18 protein-coding genes and 2 tRNA genes are annotated in these 19,511 nt (G+C 70.5%); 16 read left to right on the forward strand and 4 right to left on the reverse strand.

Annotated features, from left to right (window positions below; all coding sequences use genetic code 11):
• Window positions 1–29 precede the first annotated feature (29 nt).
• From OHS71_RS26880 to OHS71_RS26895, 4 genes are all read left to right on the forward strand, one after another.
• Window positions 30–473 carry a hypothetical protein gene (locus tag OHS71_RS26880; RefSeq protein WP_328481899.1) on the forward strand — a complete coding sequence of 148 codons (444 nt, stop codon included), beginning with the start codon at window positions 30–32 and terminating at the stop codon, window positions 471–473.
• A 99-nt stretch (window positions 474–572) separates the two neighbouring features.
• Window positions 573–1,859: a glutamate-5-semialdehyde dehydrogenase gene (locus OHS71_RS26885; RefSeq protein ID WP_328481900.1), complete on the forward strand. Its 1,287-nt coding sequence runs from the start codon at window positions 573–575 to the stop codon at window positions 1,857–1,859.
• Between the two features lie 95 nt (window positions 1,860–1,954).
• Complete coding sequence (locus OHS71_RS26890) at window positions 1,955–2,539, forward strand: SCO2584 family spore wall biosynthesis protein (protein ID WP_328481901.1); 585 nt, start codon at window positions 1,955–1,957, stop codon at window positions 2,537–2,539.
• 66 nt (window positions 2,540–2,605) lie between these two features.
• The gene (locus OHS71_RS26895) at window positions 2,606–3,676 is read left to right on the forward strand and encodes an SCO2583 family membrane protein (protein WP_328481902.1); all 1,071 of its coding nucleotides are present in this window, start codon (window positions 2,606–2,608) and stop codon (window positions 3,674–3,676) included.
• A gap of 85 nt (window positions 3,677–3,761) precedes the next feature.
• Here the strand turns inward: OHS71_RS26895 and OHS71_RS26900 are convergent, their stop codons facing one another.
• Entirely contained in the window at window positions 3,762–4,895 is a 1,134-nt protein-coding gene (locus tag OHS71_RS26900; RefSeq protein WP_328484653.1) for a M48 family metallopeptidase, read from the reverse strand.
• A gap of 155 nt (window positions 4,896–5,050) precedes the next feature.
• Here OHS71_RS26900 and OHS71_RS26905 point away from each other — a divergent pair, with 155 nt between their 5' ends.
• The 7 genes from OHS71_RS26905 to OHS71_RS26935 all read left to right on the forward strand — a co-directional run bounded on the left by OHS71_RS26905 (window position 5,051) and on the right by OHS71_RS26935 (window position 9,483).
• Window positions 5,051–5,212: a hypothetical protein gene (locus OHS71_RS26905; RefSeq protein ID WP_328481903.1), complete on the forward strand. Its 162-nt coding sequence runs from the start codon at window positions 5,051–5,053 to the stop codon at window positions 5,210–5,212.
• A 146-nt stretch (window positions 5,213–5,358) separates the two neighbouring features.
• The gene (locus OHS71_RS26910) at window positions 5,359–5,523 is read left to right on the forward strand and encodes a hypothetical protein (protein ID WP_107450361.1); all 165 of its coding nucleotides are present in this window, start codon (window positions 5,359–5,361) and stop codon (window positions 5,521–5,523) included.
• Between the two features lie 97 nt (window positions 5,524–5,620).
• On the forward strand, window positions 5,621–6,247 hold the full coding sequence (nadD, locus tag OHS71_RS26915; protein WP_328481904.1) for a nicotinate-nucleotide adenylyltransferase: 627 nt from the start codon (window positions 5,621–5,623) through the stop codon (window positions 6,245–6,247).
• Window positions 6,248–6,264: 17 nt separating this feature from the next.
• Complete coding sequence (locus tag OHS71_RS26920) at window positions 6,265–8,085, forward strand: LCP family protein (RefSeq protein WP_328481905.1); 1,821 nt, start codon at window positions 6,265–6,267, stop codon at window positions 8,083–8,085.
• Window positions 8,086–8,204: 119 nt separating this feature from the next.
• Entirely contained in the window at window positions 8,205–8,654 is a 450-nt protein-coding gene (gene rsfS, locus OHS71_RS26925; protein ID WP_328481906.1) for a ribosome silencing factor, read from the forward strand.
• A complete protein-coding gene (locus OHS71_RS26930) occupies window positions 8,651–9,316 on the forward strand; it encodes a histidine phosphatase family protein (protein ID WP_328481907.1) in 666 nt (221 codons plus the stop codon). The genes rsfS and OHS71_RS26930 overlap by 4 nt, the downstream gene beginning before the upstream one ends.
• 94 nt (window positions 9,317–9,410) lie before the next feature.
• Window positions 9,411–9,483: transfer RNA gene (locus OHS71_RS26935), tRNA-Ala, on the forward strand.
• Window positions 9,484–9,561: 78 nt separating this feature from the next.
• On the opposite strand, the gene OHS71_RS26940 is transcribed toward OHS71_RS26935, so the two are convergent.
• Entirely contained in the window at window positions 9,562–10,566 is a 1,005-nt protein-coding gene (locus OHS71_RS26940) for a helix-turn-helix transcriptional regulator (RefSeq protein WP_443047060.1), read from the reverse strand.
• A gap of 208 nt (window positions 10,567–10,774) precedes the next feature.
• Here OHS71_RS26940 and OHS71_RS26945 point away from each other — a divergent pair, with 208 nt between their 5' ends.
• The 4 genes from OHS71_RS26945 (at window position 10,775) to OHS71_RS26960 (ending at window position 12,878) form a co-directional block, all read left to right on the forward strand.
• Window positions 10,775–12,163 (forward strand): MFS transporter, encoded by a 1,389-nt coding sequence (locus OHS71_RS26945; RefSeq protein WP_328481908.1) that lies wholly within the window; start codon window positions 10,775–10,777, stop codon window positions 12,161–12,163.
• Between the two features lie 69 nt (window positions 12,164–12,232).
• Window positions 12,233–12,406, forward strand: coding sequence for a hypothetical protein (locus OHS71_RS26950; RefSeq protein WP_107085374.1), 174 nt, complete (start codon window positions 12,233–12,235; stop codon window positions 12,404–12,406).
• 3 nt (window positions 12,407–12,409) lie between these two features.
• The gene (locus OHS71_RS26955; RefSeq protein WP_003976229.1) at window positions 12,410–12,643 is read left to right on the forward strand and encodes a hypothetical protein; all 234 of its coding nucleotides are present in this window, start codon (window positions 12,410–12,412) and stop codon (window positions 12,641–12,643) included.
• A 162-nt stretch (window positions 12,644–12,805) separates the two neighbouring features.
• A tRNA-Ala gene (locus OHS71_RS26960) sits at window positions 12,806–12,878 on the forward strand.
• A gap of 171 nt (window positions 12,879–13,049) precedes the next feature.
• Here OHS71_RS26960 and OHS71_RS26965 read toward each other — a convergent pair.
• Both OHS71_RS26965 and OHS71_RS26970 read right to left on the reverse strand, forming a co-directional pair.
• Window positions 13,050–14,660: an NADH-ubiquinone oxidoreductase-F iron-sulfur binding region domain-containing protein gene (locus tag OHS71_RS26965; RefSeq protein ID WP_328481909.1), complete on the reverse strand. Its 1,611-nt coding sequence runs from the start codon at window positions 14,658–14,660 to the stop codon at window positions 13,050–13,052.
• The gene (locus OHS71_RS26970) at window positions 14,657–15,922 is read right to left on the reverse strand and encodes a cytochrome b/b6 domain-containing protein (RefSeq protein WP_328481910.1); all 1,266 of its coding nucleotides are present in this window, start codon (window positions 15,920–15,922) and stop codon (window positions 14,657–14,659) included. The genes OHS71_RS26965 and OHS71_RS26970 overlap by 4 nt, the downstream gene beginning before the upstream one ends.
• A gap of 485 nt (window positions 15,923–16,407) precedes the next feature.
• On the opposite strand from OHS71_RS26970, the gene leuS reads away from it, so the two are divergent.
• Window positions 16,408–19,293: a leucine--tRNA ligase gene (gene leuS / locus OHS71_RS26975; RefSeq protein WP_328481911.1), complete on the forward strand. Its 2,886-nt coding sequence runs from the start codon at window positions 16,408–16,410 to the stop codon at window positions 19,291–19,293.
• Window positions 19,294–19,511 lie beyond the last annotated feature (218 nt).

Raw genomic sequence — 19,511 nt, forward strand, 5'->3', positions numbered from 1 at the left:
CGTCGTCACGCGCCGCGGGGCAGGCGCCCATGCGTGCGCCGGGCGAGGAGCGGGCCCTGACCAGCGTGGCGGCCGGCGACCGGTACCGGGCCCAGGAGAGCGCCGAGTCGAAGGGCGGCCGGCCCGTGGACGTCCCGCGGCTGTGGCACATCACCCTCAGCGTCTCCGGTGAGGAGGCCCCGCTGAAGGAGGTCCGGCGGGCCCTCGAACAGCTCGCCCACGACCACCCCTTCCTTCTGACCAGCAGATACGCGGGCGATCACGCCGAGATCCGGTACTGGGAGGAGGCCCGCGACCTGCATGACGCGGCCGCCGTCGCCCTGCGCCTGTGGGGTGAGCACCGCCAGACCGCCGGACTGCCGCCCTGGGAGATCGTCGGCCTGGAGGTCATCGACCGCCAGACCTATCATCAGCGCATCGCCGAGGGCTACGGACCGGCCCCGGCGACCCCGGTCGGCGTCCACCCCTACTGACAGCCGTCGCCGGCCCGACCGCGGAGCACCGGACCCCGGCACATCTCGGGGTGTGGAACGAACGGCGAACCGGTCCCCGCGGCGCACTACCCTTCCCTTATGACCACGCTCTCGCCGTACGACGCCATGTCCCCGGTCACCCGCGCCGCCTACCGCGCCAAGGCGGCCGCCGCCGACCTCGCGCCGCTGCCCCGGGCCGCCAAGGACGACGCGCTGCTCGCCCTCGCGGACGCGCTGGAGGTCCGTACGAGCGAAATCGTCGAGGCCAACGCGAAGGACATCGCCAAGGCCCGCGAGGCGGGCACCAGCGAGGCGATCGTCGACCGCCTGACGCTCACCCCGGAGCGGGTGCGAGCCATCGCCTCGGACGTCCGGGACGTCGTGGCGCTGCCCGACCCGGTCGGCGAGGTCGTCCGCGGCTCCACGCTCCCCAACGGCATCGACCTGCGCCAGGTCCGCGTCCCGCTCGGCGTCGTCGGCATCATCTACGAGGCCCGCCCGAACGTCACCGTCGACGCCGCCGCCCTCTGCCTGAAGGCCGGCAACGCGGTCCTGCTGCGGGGCTCGTCCTCCGCCTACGAGTCGAACTCCGCCCTCGTCCGGGTGATCCGCGACGCCGTCGGCGGGGCCGGACTGCCCGCCGACGCCGTGCAGCTGGTGCCGGGCGAGAGCCGCGAGAGCGTGCGTGAGCTGATGCGCGCCCGAGGCCTGGTCGACGTCCTCATCCCGCGCGGCGGCGCCTCCCTCATCCGGACCGTCGTCACGGAGTCCACCGTCCCCGTCATCGAGACCGGCACCGGCAACTGCCACGTCTACGTCGACGCCCACGCCGACCTCGACATGGCGATCGACATCCTGATCAACTCCAAGACGCACCGGGTCAGTGTCTGCAACGCCGCCGAGACCCTCCTGGTCCACCAGGACATCGCCCCGCAGTTCCTGCCCCGCGCCCTCGACGCCCTCGCGGAGGCGGGCGTGACCGTGCACGCCGACGAGCGGGTGCTGGCCTACGCCGAGGACTCCAAGGCGACCGTGGTCGAGGCCACGCCCGAGGACTGGGAGACGGAGTACCTCTCCTACGACATCGCCGCCGCCGTCGTCGACTCGCTGGACCGGGCCGTCGAGCACATCCGGCTGTGGACCTCCGGCCACACCGAGGCCATCGTCACCACCTCACAGCAGGCCGCCCGCCGTTTCACCCAGTTGGTCGACTCCACCACGGTGGCCGTGAACGCCTCCACCCGCTTCACCGACGGCGGCCAGTTCGGCTTCGGCGCGGAGATCGGCATCTCCACCCAGAAGCTGCACGCCCGGGGCCCGATGGGCCTGCCGGAGCTGACCAGCACCAAGTACATCGTCACGGGCGACGGGCACGTACGGCGCTGAGGCCCGCGCCGGGGCGCCGTGAGAGGCGTCTCATCGGGCGGGACGGATCTGTCTTCCGCCTGCCCAAACCGACCCCCCAGGTCTACTCTGGACCTGTGCCGGAGGACGTGGGGGGTACGCCGTTCCCTGACGGCTGGGAGCCCGACGACGACCACGACCGCGGGGTGTCGGACGAAGAGTTCGCCTCCGTGGTCTTCGACGAGGCCTTCGTCAGGGCGGCCGTGGTACACGAGCCGACCGCTGTCGAGCGCCTCCTGGCCGCCGCGGAGGCGAGAGCCGAGGCCTCCGAGCGCGAGGCCCGCCGCGCCCGCGCCAGAGGCGAACGCTACGACGACCTCCACGGTCCCGACGGACCCGGCGGTTTCGGCCATGATCCGGACCTGGACGATCTGGACGACTCCGACCTCCCCGAAGACTGGCAACGCCGCTACGGCGCCCCCAAGGTCTTCGGCCGGCAGGTCCGCTGGCACCGCCCCGTGGCCTGGATGCTCGCCCTCGTGATGGGCGTCGGCATGATCGCCCTGGCCTTCGCCGCGGTGTACCGGGGCTCCTCCTCGGGCAGCCGGGACCAGGTGCCGCCGCCCGCCACGACCGGTCTCGAACAGGGAAGCGTGCCGCCCCCCTCGGCGTCCACCGACCACTCCCGGCCACCCGTCTCAGCGGTACCGCGCACGCCCTGAGCGCGCGTCAGAAGTTGTCGTACGGCGGGGCGTTTACCCGGGGTCCGCGCGACCTACTCTCAAAGTATGGCCGGGCCTGAGGACCCACCGGAGGGGACACCCGAGGGCACTCCCGGAGGTGGAGAGGACGAGTACCGATCCGTCGTCTTCGACGAATCGTTCGTCCGCGCTGCCCGCATCCAGGAGTACTCCGCGCAGGAACGCATGGCCGACCACGCCCCCGCCGTCCGCCGCCGGCCGCCCATGCGCCGGGGTCTGTCGCGGCAGGTGCTCATCCTGGTCACGCTGATCGCCCTCGCCTTCGGCACCGCCGTCTACATGGGCGTCCGCAACCCCTACGAGAGCTCGGAGCTGCGCCGGACCGTCGAACCCCTGCGGATGACCGTCATCCCGCTCTCACCGCAGGGCGTCGTGCCCGGGGCGGCCGACACCGAGTCGCTGTTCGCGCACAGTCCCGCCGCACAGTTCCGCATCGGCGCCGAGGGCATCCCGCTGCCCGCCTCCCGGCGCACCGCGCACTTCTCCGACAGCCAGGTCGTCACCGCTCTGACCACGGCCAAGGAGTACATCGTGCACTCCTCCCTCTACCCGGAGGTCCTCATCCGGCAGCAGGTGCGGCCCGTGCGGACACTGATCGCCGCCGACCAGCTCGACCAGTTCGACGAGAGCTTCAGCCACCCGGCCGCCGACGGCAGGCACGCGCCGACCGGCTGGCTGGTCCGCTTCGACCCCGCGCAGGCCCAGCTGGCCGACGACAGGATCCGCGTGCAGGGCACCCTCCAGGCCGCCGAGACGGACTCCTCGACCCTCGAGGTCACCGCGGACCACACCTTCGTGTACGCGCTGCGGGCGGCCGGTACCGCGGCGGACACCCCGGCTTCCCTGTTCACCGTCCGCCGTGAACTGCACTTCCGCTTCGATCGCGCCGACCTGCGCACCCACCAGGTCCAGCTGATCGTGTCCTACGTCCAGGCCGGCCCGCTGTCCTGCGCCGAGGACTCCACGAACCATCTGCGCCCCCTGCTCGCCGGCCAGACCGCCAGGACGGGCGGACCGGCCGGCACGGACCCCTATGCGACGGGCGGCGTGACGGCCCTGTGCGGATCACTCGCGACGAGCGCGCAGCCGAGGGTGTGAGAGCCGAGGGCTGGGCAAGCCCAGGGTGGCGGGAGCCGGGGGTTGCGGGGGCGGAGGGTTGCGGGACCTGTGGTGCCGCCCGGGCTCAGTCCTCGGTGTGCGGAGGGGTGTCCTTCGGTCCGCCGGAGCCGTCCGAGCCGTTTCTGGGCGGCTGGTCCTCCGCCGGAGCCGAACCCGCGAACCCGCCGAAGCCGCGCCGTACCCGGCCACCCAGGTCGCCCGCGCCGCCCGCAAGGTCGCTGACCAGCTTCATCAGCGGGTCCTTGGAACCCTTGACACTGGTCGCGTAGTGCGCGGCCGACTCGCGGAAGGAGTCCGTCACCGAGGTGTCCTTGTCCTCGGTGCGCCGCGGATAGTGGCCGTCCATGATCCGCTGGTGGTCGCGGGACTCGGCCCACTTCTTCAGCTCGGCCGCGCGCACGGTGGTGAAGGGATGGGTGCGCGGCAGCACGTTGAGGATCTTCAGCACGGAGTCGCGCAGATCGCCACCGGCCTCGTACTCCTCGGCCTGCTTCAGGAACGCGTCCACGTTCATCTCGTGCAGGTGGTTGCCGCCGGCGATCTTCATCAGGCCGCGCATGGAGGCCTTCAGGTCCTGGCCGACCAGGAGGCCCGCGCGGTCGGCGGACAGCTCCGACTTGCGGAACCACTCGCGCAGCGCCGTGACGATCGCCATGATCGCGAGGTTGCCCAGCGGGATCCAGGCGACCCGGATCGCCAGGTTCGTCAGGAACAGCAGGATCGTGCGGTACACGGCGTGCCCGGACAGGGCGTGGCCCACCTCGTGCCCGACGACCGCGCGCATCTCCTCCTCGTCGAGAAGTTCGACGAGCCCGGTGGTGACCACGATGATCGGCTCGTCCAGACCGATGCACATCGCGTTGGGCTGCGGGTCCTGGTTGACGTACATCGGTGGGACCTTCTCCAGGTCCAGGATGTAACAGGCGTCCCGCAGCATGTCGTTGAGGTGCGTGAACTGCTGGTCGGAGACCCGCACCGAGTCGGACAGGAACAGCAGCCTGAGGCTCCGCTCGGGCAGCAGCCCGCTGAGCGCCTTGAACACGGTGTCGAACCCGCTCAGCTTGCGCAGCGCCACCAGGGCGGAACGGTCGGCCGGGTGCTCGTACGCGCGCGACGAAATTCCGGGGAAGCGCCTGCGCTGTCTGCCCGGCACGTTCTCGTGGCCGCTGCCGTTGTGCTGGTGGCCGTCGTCGGACATGTCTTCCCCCATGTGCGTCTGTGTGGCCGCCACCTGCTGTGTGGCCCCTGCCTGCCCCTTTACGGACCCTTGTGAGGCCCTTTGCGCCCCCGAAGCAGAGCCCGGCCCAGGCGGCGTTACCGTGGACGGGCACTACACCGAAGGAGTCTCGCACCATGGAGCACCACCCCGCAGCCGCCTGGCTCACCGAGGCCGCCGGCGCCGCTCAGCAGCAGGGGGCGGGGAATCTGCTCCGCGTCGTACTGGTCGTGATGATTCTTGGCTGTGCGCTCACCGCGTGGTTTCTGTTGCGGGGTTACAAGCGGAAAGACGACTGAGCCGCCGGGAAGGTTCCCAATGGCGGAGTCGGCGTGATCGCCGCCCGGGCGCCCGCTTACGATGGGCCGACATCTTTATCCCGCCCTCCCCCCACTCTCGACCTCGCTCGAGCGGGGGGACCACCATCGGATAGGTCCTGCCGAAGATGAGCCTTCACAGCGCCGCTGCCCAGCTGGTCACCCTCGCCGCCGAGGGCGAGGAGCACGGTGGCAACCACGAGAGCCTCAGCCCGCTGGTCACCGGCGGCAGCGCCTTCCTCATCCTGCTGCTCCTGCTGTGGATCACCACCCGCTTCAACCGCGACCGCTGAGCCACGACGTGTTCACCGACGGGCAGTCCGGCATAGCGGGGCGCTCCGGGCATCCGCCGGCCGGGGCCCCGCGACCGGGCCGGTAGGGTCTGCACGCATGGGAGAGCAGGACATGCCTACCGGCCCGTCGAACCCGGGCAGGCGGCGCCTCGGCGTCATGGGCGGGACATTCGATCCGATCCACCACGGACACCTCGTGGCGGCCAGTGAGGTCGCCGCGCAGTTCCACCTGGACGAGGTCGTGTTCGTCCCGACCGGCCAGCCGTGGCAGAAGACCCACCGCAGTGTCTCCCCGGCCGAGGACCGCTACCTGATGACGGTCATCGCGACCGCCGAGAACCCGCAGTTCTCGGTGAGCCGTATCGACATCGACCGCGGTGGCCCCACCTACACCGTGGACACGCTGCGCGACCTGCGGGCGCTCAACCTCGAGAGCGACCTCTTCTTCATCACCGGAGCCGACGCTCTCGGCCAGATCCTGACCTGGCGCGACAGCGAGGAGCTGTTCTCCCTCGCGCACTTCATCGGGGTCACCCGGCCCGGACACAACCTCACGGACCCCGGTCTGCCCGAGGGCGGTGTCTCGCTCGTCGAGGTTCCCGCGCTCGCCATCTCCTCCACAGGCTGCCGTGCGAGAGTCGCCAAGGGCGACCCGGTCTGGTACCTGGTACCGGACGGAGTCGTGCGCTACATCGACAAGCGCGAGCTGTACCGCGGCGAGTGAGGCGAGAGGGGGCACCGGTGAACGACCGATACGACGCGGGATACGGGGACGACCAGTACGAACTGGTCGGCTACGACGAGTTCGGGCAGCCCGTCTACCGGCAGGTCCCGCCCCGGCAGGTGCCGCAACAGCCCTACGACCCGTACGGGCAGCAGGAGCAGCCGGCACACCAGCCCCAGGGGCAGCAGGGGTACGGCTACGACCCCTACGCCACGGAAGGGCAGCCGCCCACGCCCGCCTACGACCCGTACGACACCGGTCAGCAGCCGCGCACGCCCGGCTACGACCCGTACGGCACCGGTCAGCAGGCCCCCGTCGGCTACGACCCCTACGGCGCCGCGCCCCAGGCCCCGTACGACCCCTACGGGCAGGCCGCCCCCGGCGGACAGCAGCCCCGGGCGGAACGGTCCCGCGTCGCCGAGCAGACCGCCTACATCCCGCAGCAGAGCGGTCCGGTCGAGACCGAGCCCGAAAGCGACGCCGACCGCCGAGCGGGCACGGCGGCGGACGGGCGAAGTACCTCCGACACATCCGGGGAACCCCAACCGGGCTACGAGACCCAGCAGTTCGCGTTCGTGGAGGAGCCGGACGGCGACTCCGAGGACGTCATCGACTGGCTGAACTTCACCGAGAACCGCACCGAGCGCCGTGAGGAGGCCAAGCGCCGCGCCCGCAGCCGCGTGGTCGCCCTCGCCGTGGTGCTCGCGCTGGTCGCGGCCGGGGGCGTGGGCTACCTCTGGTACGCCGGGAAGCTGCCCGGCCTCTCGTCGTCCTCGGAGTCCGGAACCGGCACCACGACCTCCACCGCCGCGCAGAAACGTGACGTGGTCGTCGTCCACCTGCACAACACCGCGGGCGGCGGCACCTCCACCGTGCTGCTCGTCGACAACACCACCACCAAGCAGGCGGCCACGGTGCTGCTGCCCAACTCCCTCGTCGTCACGGACGACGACGGCACCACGACGACCCTGGCCAAGTCCGTCGACGACGACGGCTCGGCCGGCACGCGCGACGCGCTGGACACCGTCCTCGGCACCCAGATCGAGGGCACCTGGCGGCTCGACACGCCCTACCTCCAGAACCTCGTCGACCTCGTCGGCAACATCGAGATCGACACCGACACCACCGTGCCCGACCCGGGTGCCAAGAAGGGCGCGGCGCCTCTCGTCACCAAGGGCGAGAGCCAGACCCTCAGCGGCAAGATGGCCGTCGCCTACGCCACCTACCGCGCCGCGGGAGAGGCCCAGAACGCCCAGCTCCAGCGGTTCGGCCAGGTCATGCAGGGCGTGCTGCGCAAGGTGTCGTCCGACGCCCAGGGCGCCACCGTCACCGTGCAGACCCTGGCGCAGATCCTCGACCCCTCGCTGACCGACAAGGATCTCGGCAGCTTCCTGGCCAAGCTCGCGGACCTCGCCAAGGGCGGCGACTACAAGACCGCCCTGCTGCCCGTCCAGACCGACGGCACACTCAACGCGGAGGCCAGCGCGAGCGTCGTCAAGGACGTCCTCGGCGGCGCCGCCAAGAGCCCGGACAAGGACGCGGCCGTGAGCGTCTCCGTGCAGAACGCCAGCGGCACCAAGGCCAACACCGAGGACGCACGCGTGGTGCTTCTCAACGGCGGCTTCACCTTCCTGGAGGCCGCCACCCCGTCGAACACCAAGGCCGCCTCCCAGGTGCTCTACTCGGACGCCGCCGACAAGGAGAACGCCGTCGAGGTCGCCAAGACCCTGGGGCTGGACGACGGCGTGGTGAAGAAGGGCACGGTCTCCGCGAACGCCGACGTCGCGGTCGTCCTGGGCGAGGACTACGAACCCTCCTCGGCCGGGTCGGCAGGCTGAAAGCACTCGTGGGCCGGGCGTGAGCGGCCCACATGCGGGTGATCCACGCGACACGTGGGGTGCCGTCGGCGGTCCGTGAGACCCTTGAGGACAAGTGTCCGCCGACGGAAAGCCACGTAGTGACCGCCACCGACCGCTCCACCGAGCTCATCCAGACCGCCGCCCAGGCGGCTGCCGACAAGCTCGCGCACGACATCATCGCCTACGACGTCAGCGACGTGCTGTCGATCACGGACGCCTTCCTGCTGGCCTCCGCGCCCAATGACCGCCAGGTCAAGTCGATCGTCGACGAGATCGAGGAGCGCCTCCAGAAGGAGCTCGGCGCCAAGCCGGTACGCCGTGAGGGCGACCGCGACGCCCGCTGGATCCTGCTCGACTACGTCGACATCGTCGTCCACGTCCAGCACAGCGAGGAGCGGGTCTTCTACGCTCTGGAGCGGCTCTGGAAGGACTGCCCCGAGCTGGAGCTGCCCGCCGATGCCAAGGCGACCCGCGGCAAGGCCCAGGAGCACGCCAAGCTGCAGGCCGAGGAGGACGACGACGCCACCGGATTCGAGGAGCTGCGGTGAGTGGTTCCGCCGCCGACCGCAAGCCGGGCCGTGGCCGCCGAGTCATCCTGTGGCGGCACGGCCAGACCGCCTGGAACGTGGAGCGCCGCTTCCAGGGCACGACGGACGTGCCTCTGACCGAGACGGGCGTGGCCCAGGCCCGCCGTGCCGCCCGGCTGCTCGCCTCCCTCCAGCCCGACGCGATCGTCTCCTCGGACCTGTCGCGGGCCGCGACCACGGCGGCCGAGCTCGTCGCCCTCACCGGCCTCGAGGCCACCCATGACGAGGCCCTGCGGGAGACGTACGCGGGCCTCTGGCAGGGGCTGACGCACGAGGAGATCATCGCCCGCCACGGCGAGGAGTACGCCGCCTGGAAGCGCGGTGAACCGGTCCGCCGAGGCGGCGGCGAACTGGAGACCGAGGTCGCCGACCGTGCCGCCCCCGTGGTGCTGCGGCACGCGGAGAAGCTGCCCGAGGACGGCACGCTGGTCGTGGTCAGCCACGGCGGCACCATCCGCACCACCATCGGCCGTCTCCTCGGTCTGGACGCCCACGACTGGGAAAGCCTCGGCGGTCTCTCCAACTGCTGCTGGTCCGTCCTCGGCGAGGGTGCTCGAGGCTGGCGTCTGCTCGAGCACAACGCCGGCACCCTGCCCGAGCCGGTGCTCGGCGACGACGACTGAGAGCCCCGTGCGGCCACCGGGACCCGGATTTCGCTTTCCGGCAGGTCGCAGGCTAAAGTTCTTCTTGTTCGCCCGCCGAGCGGGAAGAACGCAAGGGGCTATAGCTCAGTTGGTAGAGCGCCTGCATGGCATGCAGGAGGTCAGGAGTTCAATTCTCCTTAGCTCCACAGTTCACTGATCGGCCGGTCGACACTCTGTTGAGTTGTCAAAGGTCGGTTGAAATCGGTTCACGAAGATCCCGTCCCTCAAGGGGCGGGATTTTTTGTCGTGCCGCTTCGCAGTGCGGCCGTGCGCCGTGCCGTCTCCTCGTCGTCCGGCGTGTAGACGACGATCCGGCACTCCGGCATCCCGTTGATCGACAGCGACATCGACGTCATCCGCAGTTCGCCCACGGCCTCATGCCGGAAGACCTTCACGCGGCGGCCGGGCTCCGCCACGTCTCCGGATGCCCACAGGCGCGTGAACAGCGGGCTGGCCCGGGACAGCCGGCGTATGAAGTCCTCCCAGCAGGGTTCGCCGGCATGCAGCCCGTAAGCCGCCCGCAGGGTCGCCACCATCACCGGCAGCTCCTTGTCCCGGAACAACAGGGGGCAGTCCTGCTCCCGGACCGTGAACAGCCGCCACAGCGCGTTGTCCGGTCCCGGGGCGCACTCCTGCACCGGTGTGATGAACAGGTCGCGATAGACGGAGTTGGCGGCGAGGATGTCGTAGCGCGAGTTGTAGACCACCGCCGGCCGGGGCGCCAGGGCGTCGATGATGCCCTGGATCTCCGGGCCCACGCTCTGCACCAGTGCCCCTGGCGCGGGCGCGTAGGGCACCTCCGCCAGGTGGTACAGGTGCTCCCGCTCCGGCGGGTCGAGCCGCAGCGTGCGCGCCACGGCGTCCAGGACCTGGGCGGAGGCGTTGATCGGCCGCCCCTGCTCCAGCCACGTGTACCAGGTCACGCCCACCCCCGAGAGCTGCGCGACCTCCTCACGCCGCAGCCCCGGTGTGCGGCGCCGCAGACCGGGCGGCATCCCCACCTCGCCCGGTGTCACCCGGGCCCGCCGACTGCGCAGGAAGGCGGCCAGCTCGGGCCGGCGCCGATGCGGCGCCCCCGGTCCCGGCGGTCCCGGATCCGTCCCCGTGCCCACCGGCGCCCCGGTCCCTGCCCCGACTCCTGCCCGTGTCCTGACCCCCGTCCCTGTTTCCGTCTGTGTCCTCGCCCTTGTCTCCGTGCCTGCTCGCGTCCCCATCGTCACGTCCCCCATCGTCGATCCCCCGTCCGTCCCCTGCCAGGTGCCGTCAGTACCAGCATCAGCGGGCTCTCGGCACCGGTACCGGATCCCCATCACGCTCGAACGCATGACGACGACCCCCCGGCCGAGCCCGGTTCCCGCGCCTGTTCCACCCGGTTCAAGTCCTGCTGCCAGTAAAGACCCTGGCACTGACAACCGGCCCCGCCGACTGCTGGCGGTCGTGCTCGCGGCCCAGTTCATGGCACTGCTGGACGTCTTCATCGTGAACGTCGCCGCCCCCACGATCGGTTCCGGGCTGCACGCCTCCGGAGCGGATCTCCAACTGATCGTCGCCGGGTACGCCATCACGTACTCCGTGCTGCTGATCACCGGCGCGCGCCTCGGCGACCGGTTCGGGCACGGCCGCGTCCACCTCGCCGGCCTCGCCCTCTTCACGGCTGCCTCACTGGCCTGCGGTCTGGCGCAGGGCAGCACCGAACTGATCGTGTTCCGGCTGGTGCAGGGCGCGGGGTCGGCGGTGATGATCCCGCAGGTGCTCAGCCTGATCCAGCGCACGTTCACCGGCGAGGCCCGGGTCCGGGCGCTGGGCGCCTACTCGGCGGTCCTCGCCGTAGGCGCGGCGGCCGGGCAGGTGGTGGGCGGCGTCCTGGTCGCCGCCGACCTGCTGGGCACGGGCTGGCGTCCGGTGTTCCTCGTGAACGTGCCCGTGGGCCTGGTCCTGCTGGCCGTCGGCGGGCGCGTCCTGCCGCGCGGCGGGGGAGCGGGACGGCAAGTGACCGGTGCAGAGGCGCGGGAAGGGGCGCGCGGGATCGACTGGCCGGGCCTCGTGCTCCTGGGCGCTGCTGTCTCGCTGATCACCGTGCCGCTCGTGCTCGGGCAGGAGAAGGACTGGCCGCTGTGGTCCTGGGTGTCGCTGGCCTCGGGCGGGACGGCGCTCGTGCTCTTCGGGGGTTACGAGGTCCGGCTCGCCCGGCGCGGCGGCGTCCCGCTGATCGCGCCCCGTGTGCTGCGTCACCCCGGGATGGGTCTCGCCGTTCTGAGGGTGATGGCCGTCATGGCGGTCAACGGGGGCTTCCTGTTCGTGCTGACGCTGCATGTCCAGGGCGGCCTCGGATACAGCGCTCTGCGCGCCGGTCTCACCTTCGCGCCGACCGCGGTGGTCTTCGGGATGGTCGGGCTGACCTGGCGCAGGTGGCCCGCCGCCTGGCAACGGTTCCTGGCCCTCGCCGGGTTCACGCTCACCGCGCTGTCCGTGCTGGGAGTGGGGCTGGCCTTCAGGGGCGGCGACCACGGGGGCGCGTGGCTGTTCGTCGCGTACGCGGGCGTGGGTGTCGGGCTCGCCCTCGCCTTCAGCCCGACGCTCACCGGGGCGTTGGCGGCGGTGCGGCCCGAGGACGCGGCGGACGCCAGCGGGCTGCTCGCCACGGTCACCCAGCTCGGGCAGCTGATCGGGGTCGCCGTCTTCGGCACGCTGTTCTTCAACCGGCTTGAGTCACTTGGGGTCCCGGAGGCGTATACCTCTGCGGAAGCGCTTCTCACATGCATGTTCGCGCTCGCTACGACAGCAATCCTGGGTGCCGTGTCCGGACTGGTACTGAGGCGTCGCTGACCGTATTGGCCCGGCCGTGGCAGAATCAAACGGCCGGAAGGGAGCGCGGCCCGACGGGAGGGAGTAGCGATGCCTGCGAGCATCCTCGGAGAGGTCGGTCACCTCTCCGAAGCGGCGGTGACACCGGACAAGGCCACCCGGCTCAGCTGCCCCTCCTGTGGTTCCGGTCATGTGGCCCAGGTTCTCGGTGACAACGGCGGGATTTCCTACGTGTGCACGGCCTGCGGCCACAGCTGGAGCTGATCGATGGGTGCACACAGGCGGAAGTGCGACTGGTGCGGGAGCGGCACTCCGATCGTCCGTGACATGGAGCCGGTCAACCCCGACTACCAGTACTGGTGCGAGGAATGCGCGCGGGCGCTGATCATAAAAGGCGACCCCATCGAGACGTACCGTGAGCTGGAGGGCGAGCCGATCTACGGGCGGCTCCTCGAGGAGCACTGCACGCTCAAGCGCTTCTATTCGTTCGTCACCGCCTGATCCGCACACCGTTGCGCGCCACTTCGATTGACTCTCATATCAGTTGAAACCGGACAGGGCGGAAACGATTTGGTGGTCCACCCCCCGGGCCGGTAATGTTGGCGTCGCCGCCGGGGAAACCGGGCGACACGGTCGGTACGCGGCTTCGCCGCTTGACCGCGAGGGGCTATAGCTCAGTTGGTAGAGCGCCTGCATGGCATGCAGGAGGTCAGGAGTTCAATTCTCCTTAGCTCCACAGCAGATCCCGCCGGATCGAATGCGATCCGGCGGGATCTTTTTTGCGCCCGGACATTCCGTCGTCGGTGGCCGGACAGATCGTCGGGCCCGGACCGGATCGTAGGACGACGACAAGGGGCCGCCTGGGATCAGGCGGCCCCTTGTCGTCGTCGAACCGTCGTACTGCCGCTCAGCGGCCGAGGGCGCGGCGGCCCCGGCCCTGGGAGAGGACCGGGAGGTTGCGGGCGGGCGCCTGCGCGCGTGTGTCCTCCTCGACGCGCAGAGCGAGGGCCGGGCAGCGGCGTACCGCGCGCAACGCCTTCGCCTCCGCGTTCTGCGGCACCTTCGCCTGCGCCACCGTCGGGAAGCCGTCGGCGCCGAGCTGGAAGACCTCCGGGAGGATGTCGGCGCACAGGCCGTGGCCGCGGCACAGCGTCCAGTCGACGAAGATCTTCTGGCGGCTCGAGCCGCTCTCCTGCGGCGCGATGCCGCTCGTGATGGCCGCCGGGGCCATGCCGGCCTCGAAGAGCGGCAGAACGCCCTCCACGGGCCTTCCGCAGCCATTGCCGAGGACATGCGCGGCCAGGTCGTCGGTGAACGCCTTGATGGTCGACTCCAGGAACATCGCGGAGCCGTCCGGGTGCGAACACGCACCGCGCCGCTTGACGTTCTTGGCGACCTGCTTGAGCGCCTCCAGGGCGGCCGGGCCGCCGCCGTTGATGATGTCCTCCATGCCGCGCGCGGCGGCCGGCAGACCGAGGTAGCAGGGCCCGCACTGTCCCGCGCTCTCGTCGGCCAGCCACTGGGCCACGCGCAGCGACTCGCCCAGGGGGCACGTCTCCTGGCTGATCGGCAGGATCGCGCCGGCGCCGAGCGCCCCGCCCACCGCGTCGAGGGAGTTGCGGGAGACGATCGCCTCGTTGACCGTCGCCGCGTCGATCCACTTGCCGTGGTAGCCGCCGGTCAGCACGCCCTGGGGCACCGGCGGGGCGCCGGCGAGCTGGAGGACGTAGCGCAGCGGCACCCCCGTGGGGACCTCGATGACCATCGGGCGGGCGACCGCGCCGGAGACCGTCAGCATGACGGTGCCGGGCTCGTCGTACAGGCCGGTGTTGCCGTAGCGCTCCGGGCCGATGCGGGCGGCGATGGCGAGCTGGGCGAACGTCTCGGCGTTGGACAGCAGGGTCGGCGCGCCGCCGACGCCGTTCTGCGAGGCGCTGACCTTGCGGCCGGGCGGGATCGGCGGGCCGCCGTCGATGGAGCGGATCAGGGACGCGGCGGCGCCGGTGACCATGCGGATCGGGTTGCGCTGGACGGATGCCTTCAGCGCCGATCTGCGGCCGTTGCTGAGACCGCGCTCGGCGAGCGCGGCCTCCATGGAGCGCTGGGTCGATTCGCGGGTGACCCCCACCACGAGCGTGCGGGCACCCAGCGCCTCCGCGACCAGCAGCGCGCCGTCCAGGATGAGGTGCGGGGCACGGTTGATCAGCACCGTGTCCTTGCGGCAGGCCGGTTCGTCCTCACTGCCGTTGACGACGACGACCGGCCGTACACCGCGCTTGATCGCGGCCTCGGCGACCGAGCGCAGCTTCTTGTGGAAGGGGAAGCCCGCGCCGCCGCGGCCCTTCAGGTTGATGTTCTCGGAGAGCTTCGCGAGGGCCTCTCCGCCCAGGGGTTCGAGCGGCCCGTGCACCTTCAGGTGCATGGGCAGGTCGAGTCTCTCGACAAGGTCGAAGCCCGACGTGAGCTGCGGAAGCCCGACCACGCGGACTTCTGGGACGTCGGGCAGGGCCTCGTTCACCTATAGCCTCCGGAAGGCGTGTTCCAAGGTTCGCCCGAACCCGGTGCGTCGAACGACGCGCCGGGCGTTGGTTCACTGGCGGGACCGCTGTTGTACGTGTCGTTCTGGTTGTACGTGCCGTATGCGGGATTCGTCTCACCGGTGTCGTACACATCACGTCCGCCGTATCCGGCGGTGCCCGGATTGCCATAGACCGGGATGTTGAATCCCGTGTCCTGGAGCGGGTCGTAGGCCGACGGGGGCGCCTCGCCGACCGGCGGCGGGGACGGGATCGGCCAGCTGCCCGACGTGCTGCCGCCGTTGTCGACGCGCGGGATGGCCTCGGTGGCCTGGACGTCGAACGGCAGGTTCATCCGTGCCGTCTGGTCCGCCGCGTACGGCTGCTGCTGGCCGCGCTGCGGTGTGTTGACGGCGCGGTAGGCGGCCGCGAAGCCGTTCGCGGGCTCCGGGGCGGGCGCGGGTGTGTCGTACAGCGGCGACGACGACGGCGACATGCGGGTGGAGCCCATCGTGTCCGTCAGCGGCGAACGGCCCGAGCGGCCCGAGCGGCCCTCGTAGCCGGGCAGCGCCGAGGATCCGGTCTCCGTCGCACGCGCGCGTGACGCTTCGAGGCCGTCCATGGCGTAGCGGTCCTGGGTGCCCAGGAGCGTGGTGATCCGGTCGGCGACCTTGCGCTTGAACGGGCGCGGGGCGGCGCGCAGCGCGAGGGCCGCCATGACTCCGGCCAGGCACAGCTCGTACGAGACCATGAAGAACGGCTTCGCCGCGCGCCCCGCGAACAGGCCGTGGATCAGGGCCGCGCACAGCGCCGGGTAGGCGAGCATGTGCATCGCGCGCCAGCGGGCGGCGACCTCGGCCGGCGCGGCGAACTGGTTGCGCAGCGCGCCGGTGATGCCGACGAAGATCATGAGCAGGGCGGCCAGGGAGCCGAGGCCGATCAGTCCGGCGCTGCCCTTGATGCCGAGGCTGAACGGGATCAGGGCGGCGATCAGGACGGTGTGTTCCAGGGCCAGCTTGACGGTGATGTGCACCACGAGGAACGCGATGGAGCCGACGGCGGTCACGCGGTGGACGCCCTGCGCGAGGATCCGCTGCCGCGTGTTGAGGATGAGCCGGTCCTGGGCCACGAGTCCCCAGATGACCGAGCAGGTCAGGCATACCAGCGACAGGACACCTGCACCGAAGTTGAGGAAGGCCTGGAACTGGTCGCCGCCGACCAGTACGGCCACAGGTATGAGGACCAGGACGACAGCCGTCGCCATCCCATAGACCGACCGGCCGGGCTTGGGAAGCGAGCTGTTACTAGAACGAGGGTTCATGGGGGCAACTCCGAGCAGTTTCGGGAAAGCGGTCCCGCTGCCGAACTCTAAGTGGCTCCATACCGATGGGTACGAGGTTTGAGTTATTGCGCTGTTATCAAACGACAATGTGGCTGGTGTGATGTCCCTTAGCTACTGTTACGCGAAGTAACACTTGACCTTGGTTCAGTTCCAACCCGCCCTTCAGCATCGCAGCAACGTTGTCGCGACCATGCATACGTAAGCGCGTGGCCGCGTGCTCAAGGCCTGCGGTACCCTAACGCCATGCGTGCTGTACGCCTTCTGCTTAGCGAGCCGCGCTGATCAGTCCCGACCGCCGGTGACCGGACGGTTCGGAATCGGCGCGGCGTCCCCTCCTGTGCGAGGGGATTTTTCGTTTCCTGGACGACAACCCGCTGGCAGAGACGATCGATGGAGCTTTGAGGACCATGAGCGAGACGAACCCCGCTGCCGCCGCCGCACCGGCGGAGGCAGCGCCGCACCGCTACACGGCCGCCATGGCCGCCGAGATCGAGGCGCGCTGGCAGGACTTCTGGGACGCCGAGGGTACGTACGCCGCACCGAACCCGAAGGGTGACCTGGCCGGTGACCCCGAGCTGGTGGCCCGACCCAAGAAGTTCGTCATGGACATGTTCCCGTACCCCTCCGGTGCGGGTCTGCATGTCGGCCACCCCCTGGGCTACATCGCGACCGACGTCTACGCGCGCTTCCAGCGCATGACCGGCCACAACGTCCTGCACACCCTGGGCTTCGACGCCTTCGGCCTGCCCGCCGAGCAGCACGCCGTGCAGACCGGCGAGCACCCTCGGATCACCACCGAAGCGGCCATCAACAACATGAAGGCCCAGCTGCGCCGGCTGGGCCTGGGCCACGACAAGCGCCGGTCGTTCGCCACGATCGACCCGGACTACTACAAGTGGACCCAGTGGATCTTCCTGCAGATCTTCAACTCCTGGTACGACGACGAGGCCGACAAGGCCCGCCCGATCACCGAACTGGTCGCCCGGTTCGAGTCCGGTGAGCGTGCCGTGCCGGGCCACACGCGCGCGTGGGGCGAGCTGAGCGCCACCGAGCGCGCCGACGTCCTGAGCGAGTTCCGCCTGGCCTACGCCTCCGACGCCCCGGTCAACTGGTGCCCGGGCCTGGGAACCGTGCTGGCCAACGAGGAGGTCACCGCCGACGGCCGCTCCGAGCGCGGCAACTTCCCCGTCTTCAAGGCCAAGCTGCGTCAGTGGAACATGCGCATCACCGCCTACGCGGACCGCCTGCTGGACGACCTGGACGCGCTGGACTGGCCCGAGGCCATCAAGCTGCAGCAGCGCAACTGGATCGGCCGTTCCGAGGGCGCCCGTGTCGACTTCCCCGTGGACGGCGAGCGGATCACGGTCTTCACCACCCGCCCGGACACCCTGTTCGGCGCGACCTACATGGTGCTGGCCCCCGAGCACCCGCTGGTCGACAAGTTCACCCCCGCCACCTGGCCCGAGGGCACCCACGACGTCTGGACCGGCGGTCACGCATCCCCGGCCGAGGCCGTCGCCGCGTACCGCGCGCAGGCCGCCTCGAAGTCCGACGTCGAGCGCCAGGCCGAGGCCAAGGACAAGACCGGCGTCTTCACCGGTGTGTACGCGACCAACCCGGTCAACGGCGAGCAGGTCCCCGTCTTCATCGCCGACTACGTCCTGATGGGATACGGCACCGGCGCGATCATGGCCGTCCCGGCGCACGACACGCGCGACTTCGCGTTCGCGCGTGCCTTCGAGCTGCCGATCACCTGTGTGGTCGAGCCGACCGACGGCCGCGGCGACGACACCTCGGCGTGGGACGACGCCTTCGCCTCGTACGACGCGAAGATCGTCAACTCCGCCCACGGTGACCTCGTGCTGGACGGCCTGGGCGTCGTCGACGCCAAGGCGCGCATCACCCAGTGGCTGGAGCGCGAGGGCATCGGCGAGGGCACCGTCAACTTCCGCCTGCGTGACTGGCTGTTCAGCCGCCAGCGTTACTGGGGCGAGCCCTTCCCGATCGTCTACGACGAGGACGGCGTCGCCCACCCGCTGCCCGAGTCGATGCTGCCCCTGACGCTGCCCGAGGTCGAGGACTACTCGCCGCGCACCTTCGACCCGGACGACGCGAACACGTCCCCGGAGACGCCGCTGTCGCGCAACGAGGACTGGGTGAACGTCACCCTGGACCTGGGTGACGGCACCGGCCCGCGCCAGTACCGCCGTGAGACCAACACCATGCCCAACTGGGCCGGTTCCTGCTGGTACGAGCTGCGTTACCTGGACCCGCACAACAGCGAGAAGCTGGTCGACCCGGACATCGAGCAGTACTGGATGGGTCCCCGCGAGGGCCAGCCGCACGGCGGTGTCGACCTGTACGTGGGCGGCGCCGAACACGCCGTGCTGCACCTGCTGTACGCGCGCTTCTGGTCCAAGGTCCTGTTCGACCTGGGGCACGTCTCCTCCGTGGAGCCGTTCCACAAGCTGTTCAACCAGGGCATGATCCAGGCGTTCGTCTACCGCGACAGCCGCGGCTTCCCGGTGCCCGCCGCCGAGGTGGAGGAGCGCGACGGCGCGTACTTCCACCAGGGCGAGAAGGTCTCCCGCCTGCTCGGCAAGATGGGCAAGTCCCTGAAGAACGCGGTCACTCCGGACGAGATCTGCGACGAGTACGGCGCCGACACGCTGCGCCTGTACGAGATGGCGATGGGCCCGCTGGACGTCTCGCGCCCGTGGGACACCCGCGCGGTGGTCGGCCAGTACCGCCTGCTTCAGCGGCTGTGGCGCAACGTCGTGGACGAGACCACAGGCGAGGTGACCGTTGTCGACGCCGAGCCCGGCGAGGACACTCTGCGAGCCCTGCACAAGGCGATCGACGGGGTGCGCCAGGACCTGGAGGGCCTGCGCTTCAACACCGCCATCGCCAAGATCACCGAGCTGAACAATCACCTGACCAAGGCGGGCGGCGCGGTACCGCGCTCCGTCGCCGAGGCCCTGGTGCTGCTGGTCGCCCCGCTGGCCCCGCACATCGCCGAGGAGCTGTGGCGCCGGCTGGGTCACACCGACTCGGTCGTCCACCACGACCTGCCGGTCGCCGACCCGGCGTACGTCGTGGACGAGAGCGTGACCTGTGTCGTGCAGATCAAGGGCAAGGTCAAGGCGCGCCTGGAGGTGTCCCCGGCCATCTCCGACGAGGAGCTGGAGAAGGTGGCGCTGGCCGACGAGGGCGTCGTGAAGGCGCTGGGCGGGGCCGGTATCCGCAAGGTCATCGTGCGCGCTCCGAAGCTGGTGAACATCGTTCCGGCGTGAGCATGACGGGACTGCACGCACTGCGGCGCGTACGCGTGACGGGGCCGCGCGCATGACGGGAACGGGTGGAGCACGGGCCGGTGGGCGCGGCTCCGGGTAGTCCCCTACGGGCAGGTTCGGGGTTCTTCTGGAACTCCGGACCTGCCCGTCTCGTTTACCGTTTGAAGTACGGCGTGCCGTCTGCGGCGCCGGACATGGCATGACAGGCCCGAGGAGGA

It is taken from the genome of Streptomyces sp. NBC_00377 (assembly GCF_036075115.1).
Lineage (GTDB): Bacteria > Actinomycetota > Actinomycetes > Streptomycetales > Streptomycetaceae > Streptomyces.